The organism is Streptomyces sp. NPDC047108, assembly GCF_040643575.1.
Taxonomy (GTDB): domain Bacteria; phylum Actinomycetota; class Actinomycetes; order Streptomycetales; family Streptomycetaceae; genus Streptomyces.
The window spans coordinates 13,669-31,765 of the sequence record NZ_JBEYUP010000006.1; the positions used below are offsets into that span (position 1 = coordinate 13,669).

Here is an 18,097-nt window from a genome sequence, read left to right on the forward strand (position 1 = left end):
CCCACCGCTCGGGGGGATTCGCGTGCCTATCCAAGATCCGGCCTCTGCGGCACCGAGCGATTTGGAAGAGGTCCACTTCATGCCCGTCCCCACGTTCTCCGGTTATCGCCGTCTGACCAAGACCCACAAGCTGTCGGCAGCGGGTGTCGCCGCTGCAGGCGCAGCCGCGGCCCTGGCCTTCTCGGTCGTTCCCGGGTCGGCCGAGGCCGAGCAGCCGGAATCCTCCCAGGCGCTCTCCGCCAAGCCGGTCGCGGAGCTCCAGGCGGACAGCGTTGGCAAGATCCAGAAGGACAGCGCCACGCAGAAGTCCGCCGAGGCCGCGAAGAAGGCCAAGGCCGAGGCCGAGAAGAAGAAGCTTGCCGACCTTGCGGCGAAGCAGAAGAAGGCCGCCGCGGACATGGCCAAGAAGAAGGCCGCGTTCGCCAAGAAGGCCGAGAAGGCGCACGCCGCGAAGGACGCCGCGAACCGTTCGCAGGCCCGTCCGGCTGCCCCGGCGAAGAGCTACCCGAACAACCTCGACGGTTGGATCCGGGAGTCCCTCGACATCATGAAGAAGCACAACATCCCGGGTTCCTACGAGGGCATTCACCGCAACATCATCCGTGAGTCCGGCGGTAACCCGAACGCGATCAACAACTGGGACATCAACGCGCAGAACGGCGTTCCCTCCATTGGTCTGCTGCAGGTCATCAAGCCGACCTTCGACCAGTACCACGTCGAGGGCACCAAGAACTCGCAGTACGACCCGGTGGCCAACATCGTCGCGGCCTGCAACTACGCCGCCGACCGTTACGGCTCCATGGACAACGTGGACTCCGCGTACTAAGAGTCGCGTCCCGCGCGGCACTTCAGGGCCATACGCGCCAGGGCGGCGGCACCCGAGAGGGTGCCGCCGCCCTGCGGCGTTTCCGGGCCGGTCCCGAACCGGCCCGGAAAGGCGTCTACTTGCGCATCACCTCGGGCTCGTGCCGCCGCAGCAGCCGCTGCACGGCGAAGCCGCACAGGGCGCCGATGGCGAGCAGCACGCCCATGTCGAGGAGATAGGTGCCCGCCGTGTGCTCCCACAGGGGGTCGGGGTTGCCCTTCTCCCAGGGCAGCAGGAGATTCAGCTCGGCCGTCGCCCCCATCGCCGACACCGCCCAGCGTGACGGCATCAGCCAGGCGAGCTGTTCCACGCCCGGGGAGTCGTAGAGCTGGAAGAGCACGCCGGTGAAGACCACCTGGACGATGGCGAACATCACCAGCAGCGGCATGGTCTTCTCGGCCGTCTTGACGAGCGCGGAGATGATCAGGCCGAACATCATGGAGGTGAAGCCGAGCGCGGTGATCGCGGCGGCCATCTCCACGGCCGGCAGGTCCTCGAGGAGCACGCCCTCGGCCGGAAGGTCACGCGAGGCGAAGCCGATCGCGCTGATGATCACGCCCTGGAGGGCGGTGATCAGACCGAGCACGAGCACCTTGGACGCCAGATACGCGGAGCGTGACAGGCCGGTGGCGCGCTCGCGCTCGTAGATCACCCGTTCCTTGATCAGCTCGCGTACGGAGTTGGCCGCGCCGGCGAAGCAGGCGCCGACCGCGAGGATCAGCATGATCGTGGACGCGTCGCGGTTGGTGAAGCCCTTGACCGCCGGTCCCCGCGCCAGACCGAAGTCGGTCGGGATCAGGGTGCTGACCACACCGAGGACGGCGGGGAGCAGCAGCATCAGGGCCATGAAGCCGCGGTCCGAGGCGATCACCGACAGATAGCGGCGGACCAGGGTGAAGAACTGGGCGCCCCAGCTCTGCGGCTTCGGCGGCCGGATCTGCTGCGGGGGCGGCATGTGCACCTGTTGCGGGGCGACGGCGTCGAAGTCAGCGGCGTACATCTGGTAGTGCTGCGAGCCCCGCCAGCGGCCCGCCCAGTCGTAGTCGCGGTAGTTCTCGAAGGCCGAGAAGACGTCCGCCCAGGTCTGGTAGCCGAAGAAGTTGAGCGCCTCCTCCGGCGGACCGAAGTACGCCACCGCGCCGCCCGGCGCCATGACCAGCAGCTTGTCGCAGAGTGCCAGCTCGGCCACGGAGTGCGTGACCACCAGGACCGTACGGCCGTCGTCGGCGAGACCGCGCAGGAGCTGCATCACGTCGCGGTCCATGCCCGGGTCGAGGCCGGAGGTGGGCTCGTCCAGGAAGATCAGTGACGGCTTGGTCAGCAACTCCAGGGCCACCGAGACGCGCTTGCGCTGACCGCCGGAGAGCGAGGTGACCCGCTTCTCCTTGTGGATGTCGAGCTTGAGCTCGCGCAGCACCTCGTCGATACGGGCGTTGCGCTCGGCCGCGGTGGTGTCCGCGGGGAAGCGGAGCTTGGCCGCGTACGAGAGGGCTCTCCGTACGGTCAGCTCCTTGTGCAGGATGTCGTCCTGCGGGACCAGACCGATGCGCTGACGCAGCTCGGCGAACTGCTTGTAGAGGTTCCGGTTGTCGTAGAGGACGTCCCCCTGGTCCGCCGGACGGTAGCCGGTGAGCGCCTTCAGCAGCGTGGACTTGCCGGAACCGGACGGGCCGATGACCGCGATCAGCGACTTCTCCGGGACGCCGAACGAGACGTCCTTGAGGATCTGCTTGCCGCCGTCGACCGTGACGGTCAAGTGGCGGGCGGAGAAGGAGATCTCACCGGTGTCGACGAACTCCTCGAGCCGGTCACCGACGAGACGGAACGTCGAGTGGCCGACGCCCACCGTGTCGTTGGGCCCGATGAGGGCCGTGCCCGACTTCGGCATCGGCTGGCCGTTGACGTACGTGCCGTTGTGGCTGCCGAGGTCGCGGATCTCGAAGCGGCCGTCGGGCGTGGAGCGGAACTCGGCGTGGTGGCGCGAGACCTGGAGGTCGGAGACCACCAGCTCGTTCTCCAGCGCACGGCCGATGCGCATGACGTGGCCGACGGAGAGCTGGTGGAAGCCGGTCGGTCCGCGGTCGCTGTGCCCGGACGTCGCTCCGCCGGCGGCCGCACCCGCCGGCGGGTGGTGCCGGCCACCGCCCTGGTGCGGTGCGTAAGGGGCCTGCTGCCCGGCCTGCGGAGCCGCCTGCTGGTAACCGGCTGCCTGCGCGTGCCCGCCCTGCTGCTGGTGCGGGATCTGCGCCGGGGCGGCCTGCTGCGCCTGCTGCTGAGCCTGCGCGGGGTGCTGCGGGGCGGCCTGCTGCCCGGCCCATCCGGCCGCTGCCTGCTGCGCCTGGTGAGCCACCGGGTGCGCGGCCGCCTGCTGCTGTCCCTGCGCCTGCTGGGCGTGCGACTGCTGCTGTGCCTGCGCCTGCTGGGACGCGGCCGCGGCGGACGGTGCGCCCTGGGCCCCGGCGGCGGAGCCGGAGAAGGTCAGCCGGGGACCGTCGGTCGCGTTGCCCAGGTGGACGACCGACCCCGGTCCGATCTCCACCTGCTGGACCTTCTGTTCCCGCATGTACGTGCCGTTGGTGCTCCCGTGGTCCTGGAGCATCCAACTGCCGCCGCCCCAATGGACGGTGGCGTGCCTCCACGACACTCTCGCGTCGTCCACCACCACGTCGCCCTGCGGATCACGCCCGAGCGTGTACGACCGTGACGCATCGAGCGTCCAGGTCCGTCCGTTCAATTCCAGTACGAGTTCCGGCACTCCATGCCCCACTAGTTGTCCCCCGAGCGACCCCTTCAACGGAGTCCAGGGATGGCGAACATCGTGAGGAACTATTTCAGGCTCAGCCTCACAACCGAAAGCCGCCCCGTGGCGAGTTCGCGCCCTTGTGCCGCCGACTGTGCCGCCGACCCGGCCGAAACGACCCGGAGCACGGTAACCACCCATGGAACACCATGGATCGTGAGCAATCGGCTCAACTCGGCGCTCCGCGGGGCGAGGTCGCGACGGGCGGGGAGACGGTTCGCAGCGTAGGAGCCGAGCCGACCGGCCGTCGATATCGCGCCACCCTCGTCCGGGGGCCGGCGCAGGGGAACGGGGGAGGCGCCCGCGGCCCGTCGCGGCCCGCGGCCACCGGACGTTCTGTCCTTGAGGCCGTGTCCTTGAGGTCCTGCCCTCAAGGACGTGTCCGGGGCGATCACCGCCGCCCACCGGCTACGCGCCCCCGCGGCGGAACGGGACCGGCCCCGCAACCCGTACGGACCAGGCGCCCCGGGCGCGAGGCCCCGTGAACGCCCCGGCCCTCCCCGTACCCCCGCTGCTCCACGTCCGCTCGGCCGCCCGCGTACGACCGGCCCCGCACCCCGTACGACCTGCCCGGACCACGGGCGGCCGCCCGCACCGTACGGGCCGTCCGCAGTGCGGGACAGGTGGGGCGGGCCCGAGCGCGGACGGATACGGTGGAGGCACCATGAGCGCATCGCAGAACACGCCTGCCGCGGCCGTACCGGGCGACGACACCCCCACCCTCCTCGTCAAGATCTTCGGGAAGGACCGTCCGGGCATCACGGCCGGGCTCTTCGACACCCTCGCCGCCTTCGCGGTCGACGTCGTCGACATCGAGCAGGTGGTCACCCGGGGGCGCATAGTGCTGTGCGCGCTGGTCACGGCACCGGCGCCGGGGGGTGCCGCCGAAGGCGAGCTGCGCACCACGATCCACGGCTGGGCCGAGTCGATGAAGCTCCAGGCGGAGATCATCTCCGGCCGCGGCGACAACCGGCCGCGCGGAACCGGCCGTTCGCACGTCACCGTACTGGGACGCCCCCTGACCGCCGAGTCGACGGCCGCCATCGCGGCGCGCATCACCGGAGCGGGCGGCAACATCGACCGGATCTTCCGGCTGGCGAAGTACCCGGTGACGGCGGTGGAGTTCGACGTGTCGGGCGCCGCGACCGGGCCCCTGCGCACCGCCCTGGCCACGGAGGCCGCCGCGCGCGGCGTCGATGTCGCGGTCGTCTCCTCCGGGCTGCAGCGCCGGGCGCAGCGCCTGGTCGTCATGGATGTGGACTCCACTCTCATCCAGGACGAGGTGATCGAGCTCTTCGCGGAACACGCGGGCGCCGGAGCCGAGGTCGCCGAGGTGACGGCGGCCGCGATGCGCGGCGAGCTGGATTTCGAGCAGTCGCTGCACGCCCGCGTGAAGCTGCTCGCGGGGCTGGACGCGTCCGTCGTCGACAAGGTGCGCGCCGAGGTCCGGCTGACCCCGGGCGCCCGTACGCTCATCCGTACGCTCAAGAAGCTCGGCTACCAAGTCGGCGTCGTCTCGGGCGGGTTCACCCAGGTCACCGACGACCTCAAGGAGCGGCTGGGCCTGGACTTCGCGTCGGCCAACACGCTCGAAGTGGTCGACGGGAAGCTCACGGGCCGGGTGATCGGCGAGGTCGTGGACCGCGCGGGCAAGGCGCGGCTGCTGCGCCGCTTCGCCGCCGAGGCGGGGGTACCGCTGGCGCAGACCGTGGCGATCGGCGACGGCGCCAATGACCTGGACATGCTGAACGCGGCGGGGCTCGGGGTGGCGTTCAACGCCAAGCCGGTCGTGCGCGAGGCGGCCCACACCGCAGTGAACGTGCCGTTCCTCGACACCGTGCTCTACCTGCTCGGCATCACGCGCGAAGAGGTCGAGGCCGCGGAGACCCACGCCGACTGAGCAGGCCCCCGCCGTCATGCGAAGGCCCCGGCGCGCCGATCGCGCGCCGGGGCCTTCGCACGGGCGGTAATGACCGTGACCTGCGGGCCGTGGTCTCGTCCTTAGTCGTGCGACGTCCAGTACTCGAGCAGCTTCCCTACGCCGTGCTCCACCGTCTTCCACGAGCCGTTGAATCCGACGACGGCCACGGAGGCCGTCGGGAACCCGCTCCGGTTCATCCGCGCCAAGGCGTCGCCCTCCACCTCGCCCGCGAGGGCGTCGGCCAGCGCGTGCATGCCCGGGTTGTGCCCGACGAGGAGGAGGTCCCGTACGTCGTCGGGCGTCTCGTTGAGCAGCGCGATGAGATCGCCGAGCGAGGCTTCGTAGAGCCGCTCCTCGTAGACGGTCTTCGGGCGCTCGGGCAGCTCGTGCACCACGAGCTTCCAGGTCTCACGGGTACGGGTCGAGGTGGAGCAGAGAGTGAGGCCGGGGTTGATACCGGCCCCGGCGAGCCAGCGTCCGGCGACCGGCGCTTCCTTGCGGCCGCGCTCGGCGAGCGGGCGTTCGTGGTCCGACTCCTGCGACCACTCGGCCTTGGCGTGCCGGAGGAGGACGAGCCTGCGGGTCTCCGGGGATCCTGGGGTGCTTTCCGGGGGAGTTGCAGCGACGCTCATGCGTCCCAGCTTCGCACGAAACCCACGGTCGGGCGCGGGGTGTTGGGAGGTCACCCGGGAAAGGTGACCTGCGTGCGCCGGTCCGCCCCTCCTTGACCGATGGGGACGAGACGGGGCATACACCCCGCGCCGACCGGCCCTGCGGGGCGCCGCCCGCGCAACGGCCCGCCGCCTCCCGGGCCCCGGCGGCGGTCTCAGCGGAACTGGTGGACCACGATCTCCTGGACGCGCTCCAGTGTGTGGACGAGTACGGGCTCGGGCCCGGTCGACGCGCGGGCCTCCGCCGGACCCGCGATCATCAGCAGCAGCGCGGCGAAGGCGACGGCGGGCAGGGCGACGGCCCACCACGGCAGCCGGATCTCGTAGGCGTCCCGGGACGGCGGGGCGGTCCAGCGCTGGGTGCGGGCCCGCATGGGACCACCTCCGTGGAATCCGGTGGGTGACGGGACCGCCTGCCACGGCCCCGCCGGCCGCTTCACCGCGGCTACGGAAGAACCTACGGGCGGAGGGCCGGCCGGCCCATCCGGTGATCCACCCACTTCACCCTGACCCTGGCCCCCTAGGGGTTCGGGGCGCCTGGTTCGTCAGGGCGAGGCGCCGGCCGGGCCCCTTGGGCACGGTGGGTTCCTCGGGCACGGTGGGTTCCTGGCACGGTGGGTCCCCCGGGCACGGCGGGTCCTTCAGGGCGAGGCGAGGGTGGCGATCACGCCGATGACGACGGTGATGAGGAGCATCACGCCGAGGATGCCGAGCAGCTTCTTCTGGCTGTTCTGCGGGTTCGGTTCGAGGACGGGCATGCCGACCAGTCTCGCACCCGCTCCGGGGGCCGGTGAGGCAGGGGTACGGGCCCCGCACGCGACCCCGCACCCGTACACCCGTGCCCCTGCGCGGTGAGGTGGTCAGGCGCCCCGGACGGCGGTCAGGCGGCCGGGACGGCGGTCAGGCGGCCCGGGCGGCGGCCGCGTGCTCGTCCTCGACGGTGCGGTTGCGACCGACCAGGAAGCCCAGCACGATCTGCGGCACCATCAGCGCGGTCATCAGCGCGAGCGGCAGGCCCCATCCGCCGCTGTGCTGGTAGAGCACGCCGACCAGCAGCGGCCCGGGGATGGAGATGAGGTAGCCGGTGCTCTGCACGAAGGCGGACAGTCCGACCACCCCGGCGCCGGTCCGCGAGCGCATCCCGATCAGCGTGAGGACCAGCGGGAAGGCGCAGTTGGAGATGCCGAGCAGCACCGCCCACGCCCAGGCTCCGGTCGCCGGGGCGAACTGGAGGCCCGCGTAGCCGGACAGTCCGCACAGGCCCAGCGCGACGGCGATCATGCCCTGATGGCGCATGCGGGCCGCGAGCTGCGGCAGCACGAAGGAGAGCGGGACGCCGAGGCCCATGGTCACGGCGAGGAGCACACCGGCGGTGGACGCGGGAACTCCGGCGTCGCGGAAGATCTGCGGCAGCCAGCCCATGGTGATGTACGCGGCGGTGGCCTGGAGGCCGAAGAAGCAGGCGAGCGACCAGGCGATGCGGCTGCGGACGGGATTGAAGGGGGCTTCCCCCCGTCGCGCCGCCCCGTTCGCCGATGCCGTCGTCACCGACTCCCCCGACGCCGACGACGCAGGTCCCGTCACTGCTCCGCCGCCGCCCCGGCGGTCGCGGAGCAGCAGCCACGGCACGGCCGCGAGCACCGCGGGCAGCGCCCACAGCATCAGCCCGGCGCGCCAACTGCCGCCCAGGGCCTCGGTGATGGGCACGGTCAGGGCGGCGGCGAGCGCCGTGCCGAGAGCCACGGCCATCGAGTACAGACCGGTCATCGAGCCGACCCGGCCGGGGAACCAGCGCTTGACGATCACCGGCATCAGGACATTGCTGACGGCGATGCCCGCGAGCGCGAGGGCGCTCGCGGCGAGGAAGCCGGCCGTGCCCCCGGCCCAGGGCCGTATCAGCAGTCCGGTCGCTATCGCGGCCATGCCGGCGCAGACGACGGCGCCGGCGCCCCAGCGGCGCGCGGCCCTGGGAGCGATCACGCCGAACGCGGCGAAGCAGAGCGGCGGTACGGATGTCAGCAGCCCGGCGACGCTTCCGCTCATGCCGAGCCCGGCGCGGACCTCTTCGAGCAGCGCGCCGAGGCTCGTGATGGCGGGACGCAGATTGAGGGCGGCCAGGACGAGCCCGGCGACGACGAGAGGGATGATCCAGCGAGTGGTGGCCCTGGTGGTGATACCGGCCTCCTCGGTCACGCCCCCGGCCGCCTCCGGCGCCCTGGGGGCGCCTTCGCCGGCGCCCCCGCCGCCGACTCCGCCGATGTCACGGCCGAGCGCCGCGCTCCCCGCCGCGCCCCGGCCCCTGGTCGCGGCCCCCCGGTCCCTCGAAGGGGCCGGAGCGGGGGTCGTCACAGGGGTCTCGTCGGCTGCCATGCAGGCCATCATAGAATCATGGGATGATTGGCTGTCCAATCGTCCGGCGCCCCGTCTCACGTTCTGGAGAGTCATGCCGCTGACCACCACCCGCCGCTCCGCGCTCTCCGACCAGGTGATCACGGCGCTGCGGAACCAGATCACGTCCGGCGAGTGGCCGGTCGGCTCCCGGATCCCGACCGAGTCGGAGCTGGTCGAGCAGCTGGGCGTGGCCCGCAACACCGTCCGCGAGGCCGTACGCGCCCTCGCGCACAACGGGCTGCTCGACATCCGCCAGGGCTCGGGCACCTACGTCGTCGCCACCAGCGAGCTGGCCGGGGTGATGCACCGGCGCTTCGCCGGCGCCGATCCGCGCCACATCGCCGAGCTCCGCAGCACCCTGGAGGCATCGGCGGCGCGTCTGGCCGCGCAGCGCCGCACCGAGCGCGATCTGCAGCAGCTCGACACGCTGCTGCGGCGGCGCGAGGAGGCGTGGGAGTCCGGGGACGCCGAGGTGTTCGTCGCGGCCGACAGCACCTTCCACCTCGCGGTCGTTGCGGCCTCGCACAACGACCCGATGTCCGAGCTCTACGCCGACCTCGGCGATGTCGTCCGCGAGTGGCTGCGCAGCGACGTCGGCCGCGAGCTGCGCCCGGAGCGCCATGTGGATCACGCCCGCCTGGTGGAGGCGATCCGCGCCGGGGACGCGGAGGCCGCCGGCACCGAGGCGGCGAGCTACGCGTTCATGTGCCTGAGCGGTGGTGAGTGATCCAGGCCCTGCCGACCTCCATCCAGCAGCGGCCCGTCAGCTCGACGGTCTCCGCGGGCCCGGCCTCGGCGGGCTCGGTGTCCACGTCCGGGTCCCACCAGCGGTCGCACTCGATGTGCAGCTGGACGGCGTCGCTCACGGCGTACGGATTGTGGCAGCTCGCCGTGGCGCGGGAGCCGTGGACGTAGAGACGGCACGTGGCGCCGAAGGGCTCCCGCTCCGCGCCGCTGCGGGCCACGGCCGCGGACGGGGCGAGCCCGGCGATCAGGGCCGTGGCCGTGACGGTGAGACGGCGGAGCGCGCGCAACCCGGGACCTCCTCGGCCGTACAGCGGCGGGACCCGCCGCCGAGCACCACAGCTGAGCACCACCAGGGGTGAGCACCAGAAGGGGGGCGTACTCCGTTCAGCGTCGCCGCCGCGGGGCCGCTCCGCCCCCGGGCTGGGCCGAACGGGCGACGCCCCGGCCTCCTCCGCGGAAGGAGGCCGGGGCGTCGGTGCCGTGTGCGGGTGCCGCGATCAGGCGCCCATCATGTGCACGCCGCCGTCGACGTGGACGATCTCGCCGGTGGTCTTGGGGAACCAGTCGGAGAGCAGTGCGATGACACCGCGCGCGGCCGGCTCCGGGTCCGCGAGGTCCCAGCCGATCGGAGCGCGGGTGTTCCACACGTCCGCCAGCTCGTCGAAGCCGGGGATGGACTTGGCGGCCATCGACTTGATGGGGCCGGCCGAGACCAGGTTGCAGCGGATGCCCTTGGCGCCGAGGTCCCGGGCCAGGTAGCGGGAGGTGGCCTCCAGGGCCGCCTTGGAGACGCCCATCCAGTCGTACTTCGGCCACGCCATCTGCGCGTCGAAGTCCATGCCGACGACCGAGCCGCCGCGCTTCTCCAGCAGCGGGAGCACCGCCATCGTCAGGGACTTCAGCGAGTACGCCGAGACCTCGACGGCCGTGGCGACCGACTCCCAGCCGGTGTTGAGGAAGTTGCCGCCGAGGGCGTCCTGCGGCGCGAAGCCGATGGAGTGCACGACCCCGTCGAGCGAGGCGTCGGGGCCGAAGTGCTCGGCGACCTTGCTCGCGAGGCTCTCCAGGTGCTCCTTGTCCTGGACGTCGAGCTCGATGACCGGGACGGGCTTGGGCAGCCGCTTCGCGATCCGCTCGACCAGGCTCAGCCTCCCGAAGCCGGTGAGCACCACGTCGGCGCCCTCCTCCTGGGCGAGCTTGGCGACGTGGAAGGCGATCGAGGAGTCGGTGAGGACCCCGGTGACGAGGATGCGCTTTCCGGCGAGGATTCCGCTCATGTCGTTCAGTGACCCATGCCCAATCCGCCGTCAACGGGGATGACGGCTCCAGTGATGTACGAGGCGTCGTCCGAGGCGAGGAAGCGCACGGTGGCGGCGATCTCCTCGGGCTTCGCGTACCGGCCGAGCGGCACCTGGCCCATGATGTTCTGCCGCTGCTCGTCGCCCAGTGCCCTCGTCATGTCGGTGTCGACGAAGCCGGGCGCGACGACGTTGAAGGTGATGTTGCGGGACCCGAGTTCACGGGCGAGGGAGCGGGCGAAGCCGATGAGACCGGCCTTGGAGGCCGCGTAGTTCGCCTGGCCCGCCGAGCCGAGGAGCCCGACCACGGAGGAGATCAGCACGACGCGGCCCTTCTTGGCGCGCAGCATGCCGCGGTTGGCGCGCTTCACCACGCGGAAGGTGCCGGTGAGGTTGGTGTCGAGGACGGCGCCGAAGTCCTCCTCGGTCATGCGCATCAGCAGCTGGTCGCGGGTGACGCCCGCGTTGGCCACGAGCACCTCGACCGGACCCTGCCGCTCCTCGATCTCCTTGTAGGCCTGCTCGACCTGCTCGGCATCGGTGATGTCGCAGCGGACGGCCAGGAAGCCCTCCGGCGGCTCACCCGAGCGGTACGTTATGGCGACCTTGTCGCCGGCATCGGCGAAAGCGCGGGCGATGGCGAGGCCGATGCCCCGGTTTCCTCCGGTGACGAGAACCGAGCGGCTCAACGGATCACCCTTTCAGTAGTGGTCGGCTACCACGAAAACTATCGGTCCGCGGCCCTTGACGGAGAATCCGGGCCCGACAGGGGCATCCCGCACACACTGTCGGGTCCCTACAGAAACACTGGGCAGCCACCCCCGCGACAGGACATGATCGGTTGCGACGACTACGGGAGGATGCCGTGCCCCATTCCATCGACGAGTCCTTCACGGCGCTGCCGCTGCGCGCGCTCGCCGACGCGGCGCTCGCCCGCGCCCGTTCCCTGGGCTCCGAGCATGCCGACTTCCGCCTCGAGCGGGTCCGCAGCGCCGCGTGGCGCCTGCGGGACGCCCGGCCCGCCGGCTCCTCCGACACCACGGACCTGGGGTATGCGGTGCGGGTGGTGCACGGCGGCGCCTGGGGCTTCGCCTCCGGCGTGGACATGACGCCGGACGCGGCGGCGCGGGTCGCCGGCCAGGCCGTCGCGATGGCGAAACTCTCGGCACAGGTGATCGCTGCTGCCGGGTCGGACGAGCGGGTGGAGCTGGCGGACGAGCCGGTGCACGCCGACCGCACGTGGGTCTCCGCCTACGAGATCAACCCCTTCGAAGTGCCCGATGCCGACAAGACGGGGCTGCTGGCGGAGTGGAGCAGCCGGCTGCTCGCGGCACCCGGCGTCGACCATGTGGACGCGGCGCTGCTGACCGTCCAGGAGAACAAGTTCTACGCGGACACCGCGGGCACCTCCACCACCCAGCAGCGCGTCCGGCTGCACCCCCACCTCACCGCCGTCGCGGTCGACCCGGAGAGCGGCGAGTTCGACTCGATGCGCACCATCGCCCCGCCTGCCGGGCGCGGCTGGGAGTACATGACGGGCACCGGCTGGGACTGGGACGCCGAACTGGCGGAGATCCCCGGGCATCTGGCCGAGAAGCTGCGCGCGCCGAGCGTCGAGGCGGGCGCGTACGACCTGGTCGTCGACCCCTCCAACCTGTGGCTGACGATCCACGAGTCGATCGGCCACGCCACCGAGCTGGACCGGGCGCTGGGGTACGAAGCGGCGTACGCGGGCACCTCGTTCGCCACCTTCGACCAGCTCGGCACTCTCACGTACGGCTCCGAGATCATGAACGTGACCGGGGACCGCACCGCGGAGCACGGGCTCGCCACCATCGGCTACGACGACGAGGGCGTGGCCGGGCAGTCCTGGGACCTGGTCAAGGACGGCATCCTCACCGGCTACCAACTCGACCGCAGGATCGCCCGGTTGACCGGCTTCGAGCGGTCCAACGGCTGTGCCTACGCCGACTCCCCCGCCCATGTCCCGGTCCAGCGGATGGCGAACGTCTCGCTGCGGCCCGCGCCCGGCGGCCCCTCCACCGAGGAGCTCATCTCCGGTGTGGAGCGCGGTATCTACGTCGTCGGGGACCGGTCGTGGTCCATCGACATGCAGCGCTACAACTTCCAGTTCACCGGCCAGCGCTTCTTCCGTATCGAGAACGGCCGCCTCGCCGGCCAGCTGCGCGACGTCGCCTATCAGGCCACGACGACCGACTTCTGGGGCTCGATGACGGCCGTGGGCGGGCCGGAGACCTACGTCCTGGGCGGCGCGTTCAACTGCGGCAAGGCGCAGCCGGGCCAGGTCGCGGCGGTCAGCCACGGCTGCCCGTCCGCGCTGTTCCGCGGCGTCACCATCCTCAACACCACGCAGGAGGCCGGCCGATGAGCCGTACGACCGCACCGCACGAGGTCGTCGAGCGCGCCCTCGCACTGTCCCGCTCCGACGGCTGCGTGGTGATCGCGGACGAGGGGTCGACGGCGAATCTGCGCTGGGCGGGCAACGCGCTGACGACGAACGGCGTGACGCGCGGCCGGACCCTCACCGTCATCGCCACCGTGGACGGCGCGCAGGGCACGGCGTCAGGTGTCGTCTCGCGCAGCGCCGTCACCGCCGAGGAGCTGGAGCCGCTGGTGCGGGCCGCCGAGGCGGCGGCGCGGGACGCGGGCCCGGCCGAGGACGCCCAGCCGCTCGTCGAAGGCGGCTCCGCCTCCGCCTCCTTCACCGAGGCACCGGCCGAGACCAATTCGCAGGTGTTCGCGGACTTCGCGCCCGCGCTCGGGGAGGCGTTCGCGCGGGCCCGCGCGGGCGGCAGGGAGCTGTACGGCTTCGCCCACCACGCGATGGTCTCCAGCTACCTCGGCACTTCCAGCGGGCTGCGGCTGCGCCACGACCAGCCGACCGGCACGCTCGAGCTCAACGCCAAGTCCCCGGACCGTACGCGCTCGGCGTGGGCGGGTCAGGCCACCCGCGACTTCCGGGACGTCGACCCGGCCGCGATGGACGCCGATCTCGCGCAGCGGCTGGCCTGGGCGGAGCGGCGTGTGGACCTGCCCGCCGGCCGCTACGAGACGCTGCTGCCGCCCTCGGCCGTGGCCGACCTGCTCGTCTACCAGCTGTGGTCGTCCTCCGCGCGGGATGCGGCCGAGGGCCGCACCGTCTTCAGCAGGCCCGGCGGCGGCACCCGCGTCGGCGACAAGCTCTCGGACCTGCCGCTGACGCTGCGCAGCGACCCGCACGAGCCGGGCCTGGAGGCGGCACCGTTCGTGCTGGCGCACGCCTCGGGCGACGACACCTCGGTCTTCGACAACGGCCTGCCGCTGGCCCCGACCGACTGGATGCGGGACGGCGAGCTGACCCGGCTGCTCACCAGTCGGCACACCGCCGGGCTGACCGGCCTCCCCGTCTCCCCCGACATCGACAACCTGATCCTCGACGCGGGCGGGACACGCTCCCTGGAGGAGATGACCGCGAACACCGAGCGCGGACTGCTGCTGACCTGCCTCTGGTACATCCGCGAGGTGGACCCGGCCACGCTGCTGCTCACCGGGCTCACCCGGGACGGTGTCTACCTCGTCGAGAACGGCGAAGTGACCGGCGCGGTCAACAACTTCCGCTTCAACGAGTCCCCGGTGAGCCTGCTGTCGCGGGCCTCGGAAGCGGGTGCCACGGAGCGGACGCTGCCGCGCGAGTGGAGCGACTGGTTCACCCGGGCCGCGACACCCGCCCTGCGCATCCCGGACTTCAACATGAGTTCCGTCAGTCAGGGCGTCTGATCGCACCCCATAGAATCGGCCCAGTCCATCCTTCCGACCGACCACATCCCACAGGAACGCCATGACACGCCTCGGCGACTCCGTCGCTCGCACCCGCGACCTGCTGGTGCAGGACCTATCCTCCGACACGACCGTCGAGCGGCTGCTCGCGGAGACGAAGGCGAGGCGCTATCTGGACCTGTCGGACCTGCCGGCGAAGGAACAGGCGGAGCTGATCGCCTCGCGTACGGTCGAGGTGCTGCCGGCGGTGGCCAAGCTGGCCGAGCGGATCGAGGAGCGCCGCGCCGAGGGCCGCGGCCTCCACATCAAGCTGGGCATCGACCCGACGGCGACCGATGTGCACCTCGGCCACGCGGTGCCGCTGATCATCCTCAGCCGTTTCCAGCGGCTGGGCCACGATGTCACCCTGATCATCGGTGACTTCACGGCCAAGATCGGCGACCCCTCGGGCCGCACGGCCGAGCGCCCGCCCCTGACCGACGACGACATCGCCGCCAACCTCGCGGGCTACCGCGAGCAGGTCCGGCCGTTCTTCGACTTCGAGAAGGTCCGCTTCCGGCAGAACAGCGAGTGGCTCGCGCCGTACACCTTCCCCGAGTTGCTGGGGCTGCTCACCCAGGTGCCCGTCTCGACGCTGCTGCAGCGCGACGACTTCCGCAGCCGACTGGCGTCGGGTGCCGGGCTGACGATGACGGAGATGCTCTACCCCATCGCCCAGGGCCTGGACTCGGTGGCCCTGAACTGCGACGTGGAGCTGGGCGGCGCCGACCAGCTGCTGAATCTGCAGATGGGCCGCAGGCTGATGGAGCTGAAGGGCCGGCAGCCGCAGATCGTCGTCACCATGCCGCTGATCGAGGGCACGGACGGCTCCGGCGCCAAGATGTCGAAGTCCAAGGGGAATTACGTCGGTCTGACCGCGACCGCGGAGGACGTCTTCGGCAAGATCATGTCGGTCCCCGACCGGCTGATGGAGCCGTACCTCAAGGCCTGGACCGAGTGGACGGACGAGGAGATCGCGCTCGCGCTGTCCCGGATCGAGGAGAAGTCGCTGCACCCGATGGACGTCAAGAAGGTCCTCGCGGGCGAGGTCGTGGCCGCGCTGTACGGCGTGGAGGCGGCGATGGCGGCCCGCGCCGGCTTCGTCGCGCAGTTCTCGAAGAAGAGCTTCACCGAGGTCGAGTCGCTGCCGTCCGTCGACGCGGCGGAGCACGGCGGGGAGACCGTGGCTGCCGTCCTGACCAAGGTGCTGGAGTTCACGCAGAGTGCCTCGGCCGCGCGCCGGCTCGCCAAGCAGAACGGCCTGCGGCTGGTGGTCGAGACCGACGGCGGCCAGCAGACGTTCGTCCTCGACGAAGCCGCGGCGACCCGGCCGCTGGCCGAGGCAGTCGAGCAGACCCTGGCCGGCGCCGGCCTGTCCGCGTCGGCGGGCACGGTCTACCTCAAGGCCGGACGGAAGATCGCCGAACTGCGGTGAGCGGCAGGGGCGCGGGGGCCCCGAGAGGCTGATGAGGCGGCGGCTGCCGAGTGCGTCCGAGGGGGCGTACGGGCAGCCGCGGCCATGACGCGGGGCCGGGCGCGGGCGGCTCACGACGGCTCGCCGGGGGACGACCCGGTCTCGTAGGCCGTGGGGCGGCGGCGTACCGTTGGAGGTGTCCGGGACCGGGGCGGTACCGGCGGAATGCGCAGGTGGTGAAGCGGGATGCGGAAGCACAGCGGCCCCGAGGTCTTCCGGATCACCGGGGCCCGTTCGGGGCTGGCCGATGACGTGAAGGGCCGGCAGCGGCGCTATGTCATCTCGATGGTCATCCGCACGCTGTCCTTCCTCCTGGCCGTGGTCCTGTGGAACATCGAGCGGCATGTGGCGATCGTCGCCCTTGTGCTGGGCTTCGTCCTCCCGTACGTCGCCGTGGTCATCGCCAACGCGGGCCGGGAGAACGCCCCTTCGCTGCCGGACTCCTTCATCGCGACGCCGGTGCGACCGATGCTGGGGAGCGGGGGCGGTGCGGAGAGCGAGTCGCCCGCACCGGCCGCGGACCCCGACGCGGGCCCCAACGGGGCCCAGGAGAAAGAGCGGTCGCGGGACGAGAGCTGAATTCGAGCGAGTCTGACGCAGTCTGCATAGCTCAAGAAAAGCTCAGATCAATCGTGTGGATCGGCTGCCCCGGCCTGGGTCCTGCGTGACATACTGCGTACGCGCTCCGCATCCCCCGTCGGAGCGACGGACCGACGCCGGGCGGCTCCCCCCGTGGCTGCCCGGCGTCGCCATGTGTGCGGCCGCTTCTCGGCAGAGCCGGGGTGTCCGGAGGGGGCCGCGGGCATTGCTCCGCCCGGCGGAGGCAGACTGAGTCTGTGAACGACGAAACGCCGATCTGCTCGGCCAAGGGGTGCCGTACCGCCGCGGTGTGGGTGCTGGCCTGGAACAACCCGAAGATCCACACACCGGAGCGCCGGAAGACCTGGCTGGCCTGCGAGGAGCACCGCGAGCACCTCTCGGCCTTCCTCGGGGTGCGCAACTTCCTCAAGGACGTGGTCCCGCTGGAGGAGTGGGAGCGGAGGTCAGCCGCCGATGGCTGACATAGGACGGTCCGGCTGAAGGAAGGACGGGTCGTCAAGCCCCGATCCCGCCTTCTTGCCCCACATCGCGAGCTTCCACCGCCGCGCGATCTCCTCGTCGGGCGCACCCGAGCGCAGCAGCTCGCGCAGATCCGTCTCCTCGCGGGCGAACAGGCAGGTGCGGACCTGGCCGTCCGCGGTCAGCCGCGTACGGTCGCAGGCCGCGCAGAACGGGCGGGTAACGGAGGCGATCACACCGACGCGGGCGGGGCCGCCGTCGACCAGCCAGCGCTCGGCGGGGGCGGACCCGCGCTCCTCCTCCCCCTCGGCGGTGAGGGTGAAGCGGGTCCGCAGGCTCGTCAGGATGTCCCCGGCGGTGATCATGCCGTCGCGCTTCCAGCCGTGCTGGGCGTCGAGGGGCATCTGCTCGATGAACCGCAGCTCGTAGTCGTTCGCCACGGCCCAGGCGAGGAGTTCGGGTGCCTCGTCCTCGTTGAGCCCCGGCATCAGGACGGTGTTGACCTTGACCGGGGTGAGCCCAGCGGCGCGGGCCGCGTCCAGCCCGTCGAGGACGTCCTGGTGGCGCTTGCGACGGGTGAGGGCCTGGAAGACGTCGGGGCGGAGGGTGTCCAGTGAGACGTTGACCCGGTCCAGCCCTGCGTCCTTGAGCGCCTGTGCGGTGCGGCGCAGCCCGATGCCGTTGGTGGTCAGCGACATCTGGGGGCGCGGTTCGAGGGCGGCGCACTCCTCGACGATCCCGACGAGGCCGGGGCGCAGCAGGGGCTCGCCGCCGGTGAAGCGGATCTCGGTGATGCCGAGGTCGGTGACCGCGATGCGGATGAGGCGCACGATCTCCTCGTCGCTGAGCAGCTCGGACTTGCCGAGCCACTGCAGGCCCTCTTCGGGCATGCAGTAGGTGCAGCGGAGATTGCACTTGTCGGTCAGCGAAACACGCAGGTCGGTGGCCACGCGACCGTATGTGTCTATCAGCACCTGGGCCCTCCCCGCCTTCTGGGCTTGCTCGCGATCTCTTTCGAGCCTACGCGACGCCTGTGACATCGGCACGGGCCCGAT

General features: G+C 71.5%; 17 protein-coding genes. 8 read left to right on the forward strand and 9 right to left on the reverse strand.

Annotated features, from left to right (window positions below; genetic code table 11):
• The first annotated feature begins 79 nt into the window (after positions 1-79).
• Positions 80-826 (forward strand): transglycosylase SLT domain-containing protein, encoded by a 747-nt coding sequence (locus ABZ822_RS14775; protein ID WP_360852502.1) that lies wholly within the window; start codon positions 80-82, stop codon positions 824-826.
• A gap of 115 nt (positions 827-941) precedes the next feature.
• Here the strand turns inward: ABZ822_RS14775 and ABZ822_RS14780 are convergent, their stop codons facing one another.
• Entirely contained in the window at positions 942-3,632 is a 2,691-nt protein-coding gene (locus ABZ822_RS14780) for an FHA domain-containing protein (RefSeq protein ID WP_360852505.1), read from the reverse strand.
• A gap of 697 nt (positions 3,633-4,329) precedes the next feature.
• On the opposite strand from ABZ822_RS14780, the gene serB reads away from it, so the two are divergent.
• On the forward strand, positions 4,330-5,565 hold the full coding sequence (gene serB / locus ABZ822_RS14785; RefSeq protein WP_360852508.1) for a phosphoserine phosphatase SerB: 1,236 nt from the start codon (positions 4,330-4,332) through the stop codon (positions 5,563-5,565).
• Between the two features lie 101 nt (positions 5,566-5,666).
• Here the strand turns inward: serB and ABZ822_RS14790 are convergent, their stop codons facing one another.
• The 4 genes from ABZ822_RS14790 to ABZ822_RS14805 form a co-directional block, all read right to left on the reverse strand.
• On the reverse strand, positions 5,667-6,218 hold the full coding sequence (locus ABZ822_RS14790; RefSeq protein WP_360852511.1) for a histidine phosphatase family protein: 552 nt from the start codon (positions 6,216-6,218) through the stop codon (positions 5,667-5,669).
• Between the two features lie 194 nt (positions 6,219-6,412).
• Positions 6,413-6,631 carry a hypothetical protein gene (locus tag ABZ822_RS14795; RefSeq protein ID WP_360852513.1) on the reverse strand — a complete coding sequence of 73 codons (219 nt, stop codon included), beginning with the start codon at positions 6,629-6,631 and terminating at the stop codon, positions 6,413-6,415.
• A gap of 267 nt (positions 6,632-6,898) precedes the next feature.
• Positions 6,899-7,015, reverse strand: coding sequence for an SGM_5486 family transporter-associated protein (locus ABZ822_RS14800; RefSeq protein WP_360852516.1), 117 nt, complete (start codon positions 7,013-7,015; stop codon positions 6,899-6,901).
• A gap of 142 nt (positions 7,016-7,157) precedes the next feature.
• Positions 7,158-8,627 (reverse strand): MFS transporter, encoded by a 1,470-nt coding sequence (locus ABZ822_RS14805; protein ID WP_360852519.1) that lies wholly within the window; start codon positions 8,625-8,627, stop codon positions 7,158-7,160.
• Positions 8,628-8,700: 73 nt separating this feature from the next.
• Between ABZ822_RS14805 and ABZ822_RS14810 the strand changes: the two genes are divergently transcribed.
• A complete protein-coding gene (locus tag ABZ822_RS14810; RefSeq protein ID WP_360852522.1) occupies positions 8,701-9,375 on the forward strand; it encodes a FadR/GntR family transcriptional regulator in 675 nt (224 codons plus the stop codon).
• On the opposite strand, the gene ABZ822_RS14815 is transcribed toward ABZ822_RS14810, so the two are convergent.
• The 3 genes from ABZ822_RS14815 to fabG all read right to left on the reverse strand — a co-directional run bounded on the left by ABZ822_RS14815 (position 9,350) and on the right by fabG (position 11,382).
• Positions 9,350-9,643, reverse strand: a complete 294-nt coding sequence (locus ABZ822_RS14815; RefSeq protein WP_360853325.1) for a hypothetical protein — start codon at positions 9,641-9,643, stop codon at positions 9,350-9,352. The two genes, ABZ822_RS14810 and ABZ822_RS14815, sit on opposite strands and share 26 nt — an antisense overlap.
• 249 nt (positions 9,644-9,892) lie before the next feature.
• Complete coding sequence (fabI, locus tag ABZ822_RS14820; protein WP_360852525.1) at positions 9,893-10,672, reverse strand: enoyl-ACP reductase FabI; 780 nt, start codon at positions 10,670-10,672, stop codon at positions 9,893-9,895.
• A 5-nt stretch (positions 10,673-10,677) separates the two neighbouring features.
• On the reverse strand, positions 10,678-11,382 hold the full coding sequence (gene fabG / locus ABZ822_RS14825) for a 3-oxoacyl-[acyl-carrier-protein] reductase (protein WP_360852528.1): 705 nt from the start codon (positions 11,380-11,382) through the stop codon (positions 10,678-10,680).
• Positions 11,383-11,558: 176 nt separating this feature from the next.
• Between fabG and ABZ822_RS14830 the strand changes: the two genes are divergently transcribed.
• From ABZ822_RS14830 to ABZ822_RS14850, 5 genes are all read left to right on the forward strand, one after another.
• A complete protein-coding gene (locus ABZ822_RS14830; protein ID WP_360852531.1) occupies positions 11,559-13,082 on the forward strand; it encodes a TldD/PmbA family protein in 1,524 nt (507 codons plus the stop codon).
• A complete protein-coding gene (locus ABZ822_RS14835) occupies positions 13,079-14,470 on the forward strand; it encodes a metallopeptidase TldD-related protein (RefSeq protein WP_360852533.1) in 1,392 nt (463 codons plus the stop codon). Before ABZ822_RS14830 ends, ABZ822_RS14835 begins: the two co-directional genes overlap by 4 nt.
• Before the next feature lie 61 nt (positions 14,471-14,531).
• Positions 14,532-15,944, forward strand: a complete 1,413-nt coding sequence (tyrS, locus tag ABZ822_RS14840) for a tyrosine--tRNA ligase (RefSeq protein ID WP_360852536.1) — start codon at positions 14,532-14,534, stop codon at positions 15,942-15,944.
• Between the two features lie 225 nt (positions 15,945-16,169).
• Complete coding sequence (locus ABZ822_RS14845) at positions 16,170-16,562, forward strand: DUF3099 domain-containing protein (RefSeq protein ID WP_360852539.1); 393 nt, start codon at positions 16,170-16,172, stop codon at positions 16,560-16,562.
• Positions 16,563-16,819: 257 nt separating this feature from the next.
• Positions 16,820-17,044 (forward strand): hypothetical protein, encoded by a 225-nt coding sequence (locus tag ABZ822_RS14850; protein ID WP_360852542.1) that lies wholly within the window; start codon positions 16,820-16,822, stop codon positions 17,042-17,044.
• Here the strand turns inward: ABZ822_RS14850 and moaA are convergent.
• Positions 17,027-18,016, reverse strand: coding sequence for a GTP 3',8-cyclase MoaA (gene moaA, locus ABZ822_RS14855; protein ID WP_360852545.1), 990 nt, complete (start codon positions 18,014-18,016; stop codon positions 17,027-17,029). The two genes, ABZ822_RS14850 and moaA, sit on opposite strands and share 18 nt — an antisense overlap.
• Positions 18,017-18,097 lie beyond the last annotated feature (81 nt).

Coding starts and splice junctions, on each gene's coding strand:
- fabI (WP_360852525.1), bottom strand. CDS start 10,672: ATGAGCGGAATCCTCGCCGGAAAGCGCATCCTCGTCACCGGGGTCCTC.
- serB (WP_360852508.1), top strand. CDS start 4,330: ATGAGCGCATCGCAGAACACGCCTGCCGCGGCCGTACCGGGCGACGAC.
- ABZ822_RS14790 (WP_360852511.1), bottom strand. CDS start 6,218: ATGAGCGTCGCTGCAACTCCCCCGGAAAGCACCCCAGGATCCCCGGAG.
- ABZ822_RS14800 (WP_360852516.1), bottom strand. CDS start 7,015: ATGCCCGTCCTCGAACCGAACCCGCAGAACAGCCAGAAGAAGCTGCTC.
- ABZ822_RS14835 (WP_360852533.1), top strand. CDS start 13,079: ATGAGCCGTACGACCGCACCGCACGAGGTCGTCGAGCGCGCCCTCGCA.
- ABZ822_RS14805 (WP_360852519.1), bottom strand. CDS start 8,627: ATGGCAGCCGACGAGACCCCTGTGACGACCCCCGCTCCGGCCCCTTCG.
- tyrS (WP_360852536.1), top strand. CDS start 14,532: ATGACACGCCTCGGCGACTCCGTCGCTCGCACCCGCGACCTGCTGGTG.
- ABZ822_RS14795 (WP_360852513.1), bottom strand. CDS start 6,631: ATGCGGGCCCGCACCCAGCGCTGGACCGCCCCGCCGTCCCGGGACGCC.
- ABZ822_RS14845 (WP_360852539.1), top strand. CDS start 16,170: ATGCGGAAGCACAGCGGCCCCGAGGTCTTCCGGATCACCGGGGCCCGT.
- ABZ822_RS14810 (WP_360852522.1), top strand. CDS start 8,701: ATGCCGCTGACCACCACCCGCCGCTCCGCGCTCTCCGACCAGGTGATC.
- ABZ822_RS14775 (WP_360852502.1), top strand. CDS start 80: ATGCCCGTCCCCACGTTCTCCGGTTATCGCCGTCTGACCAAGACCCAC.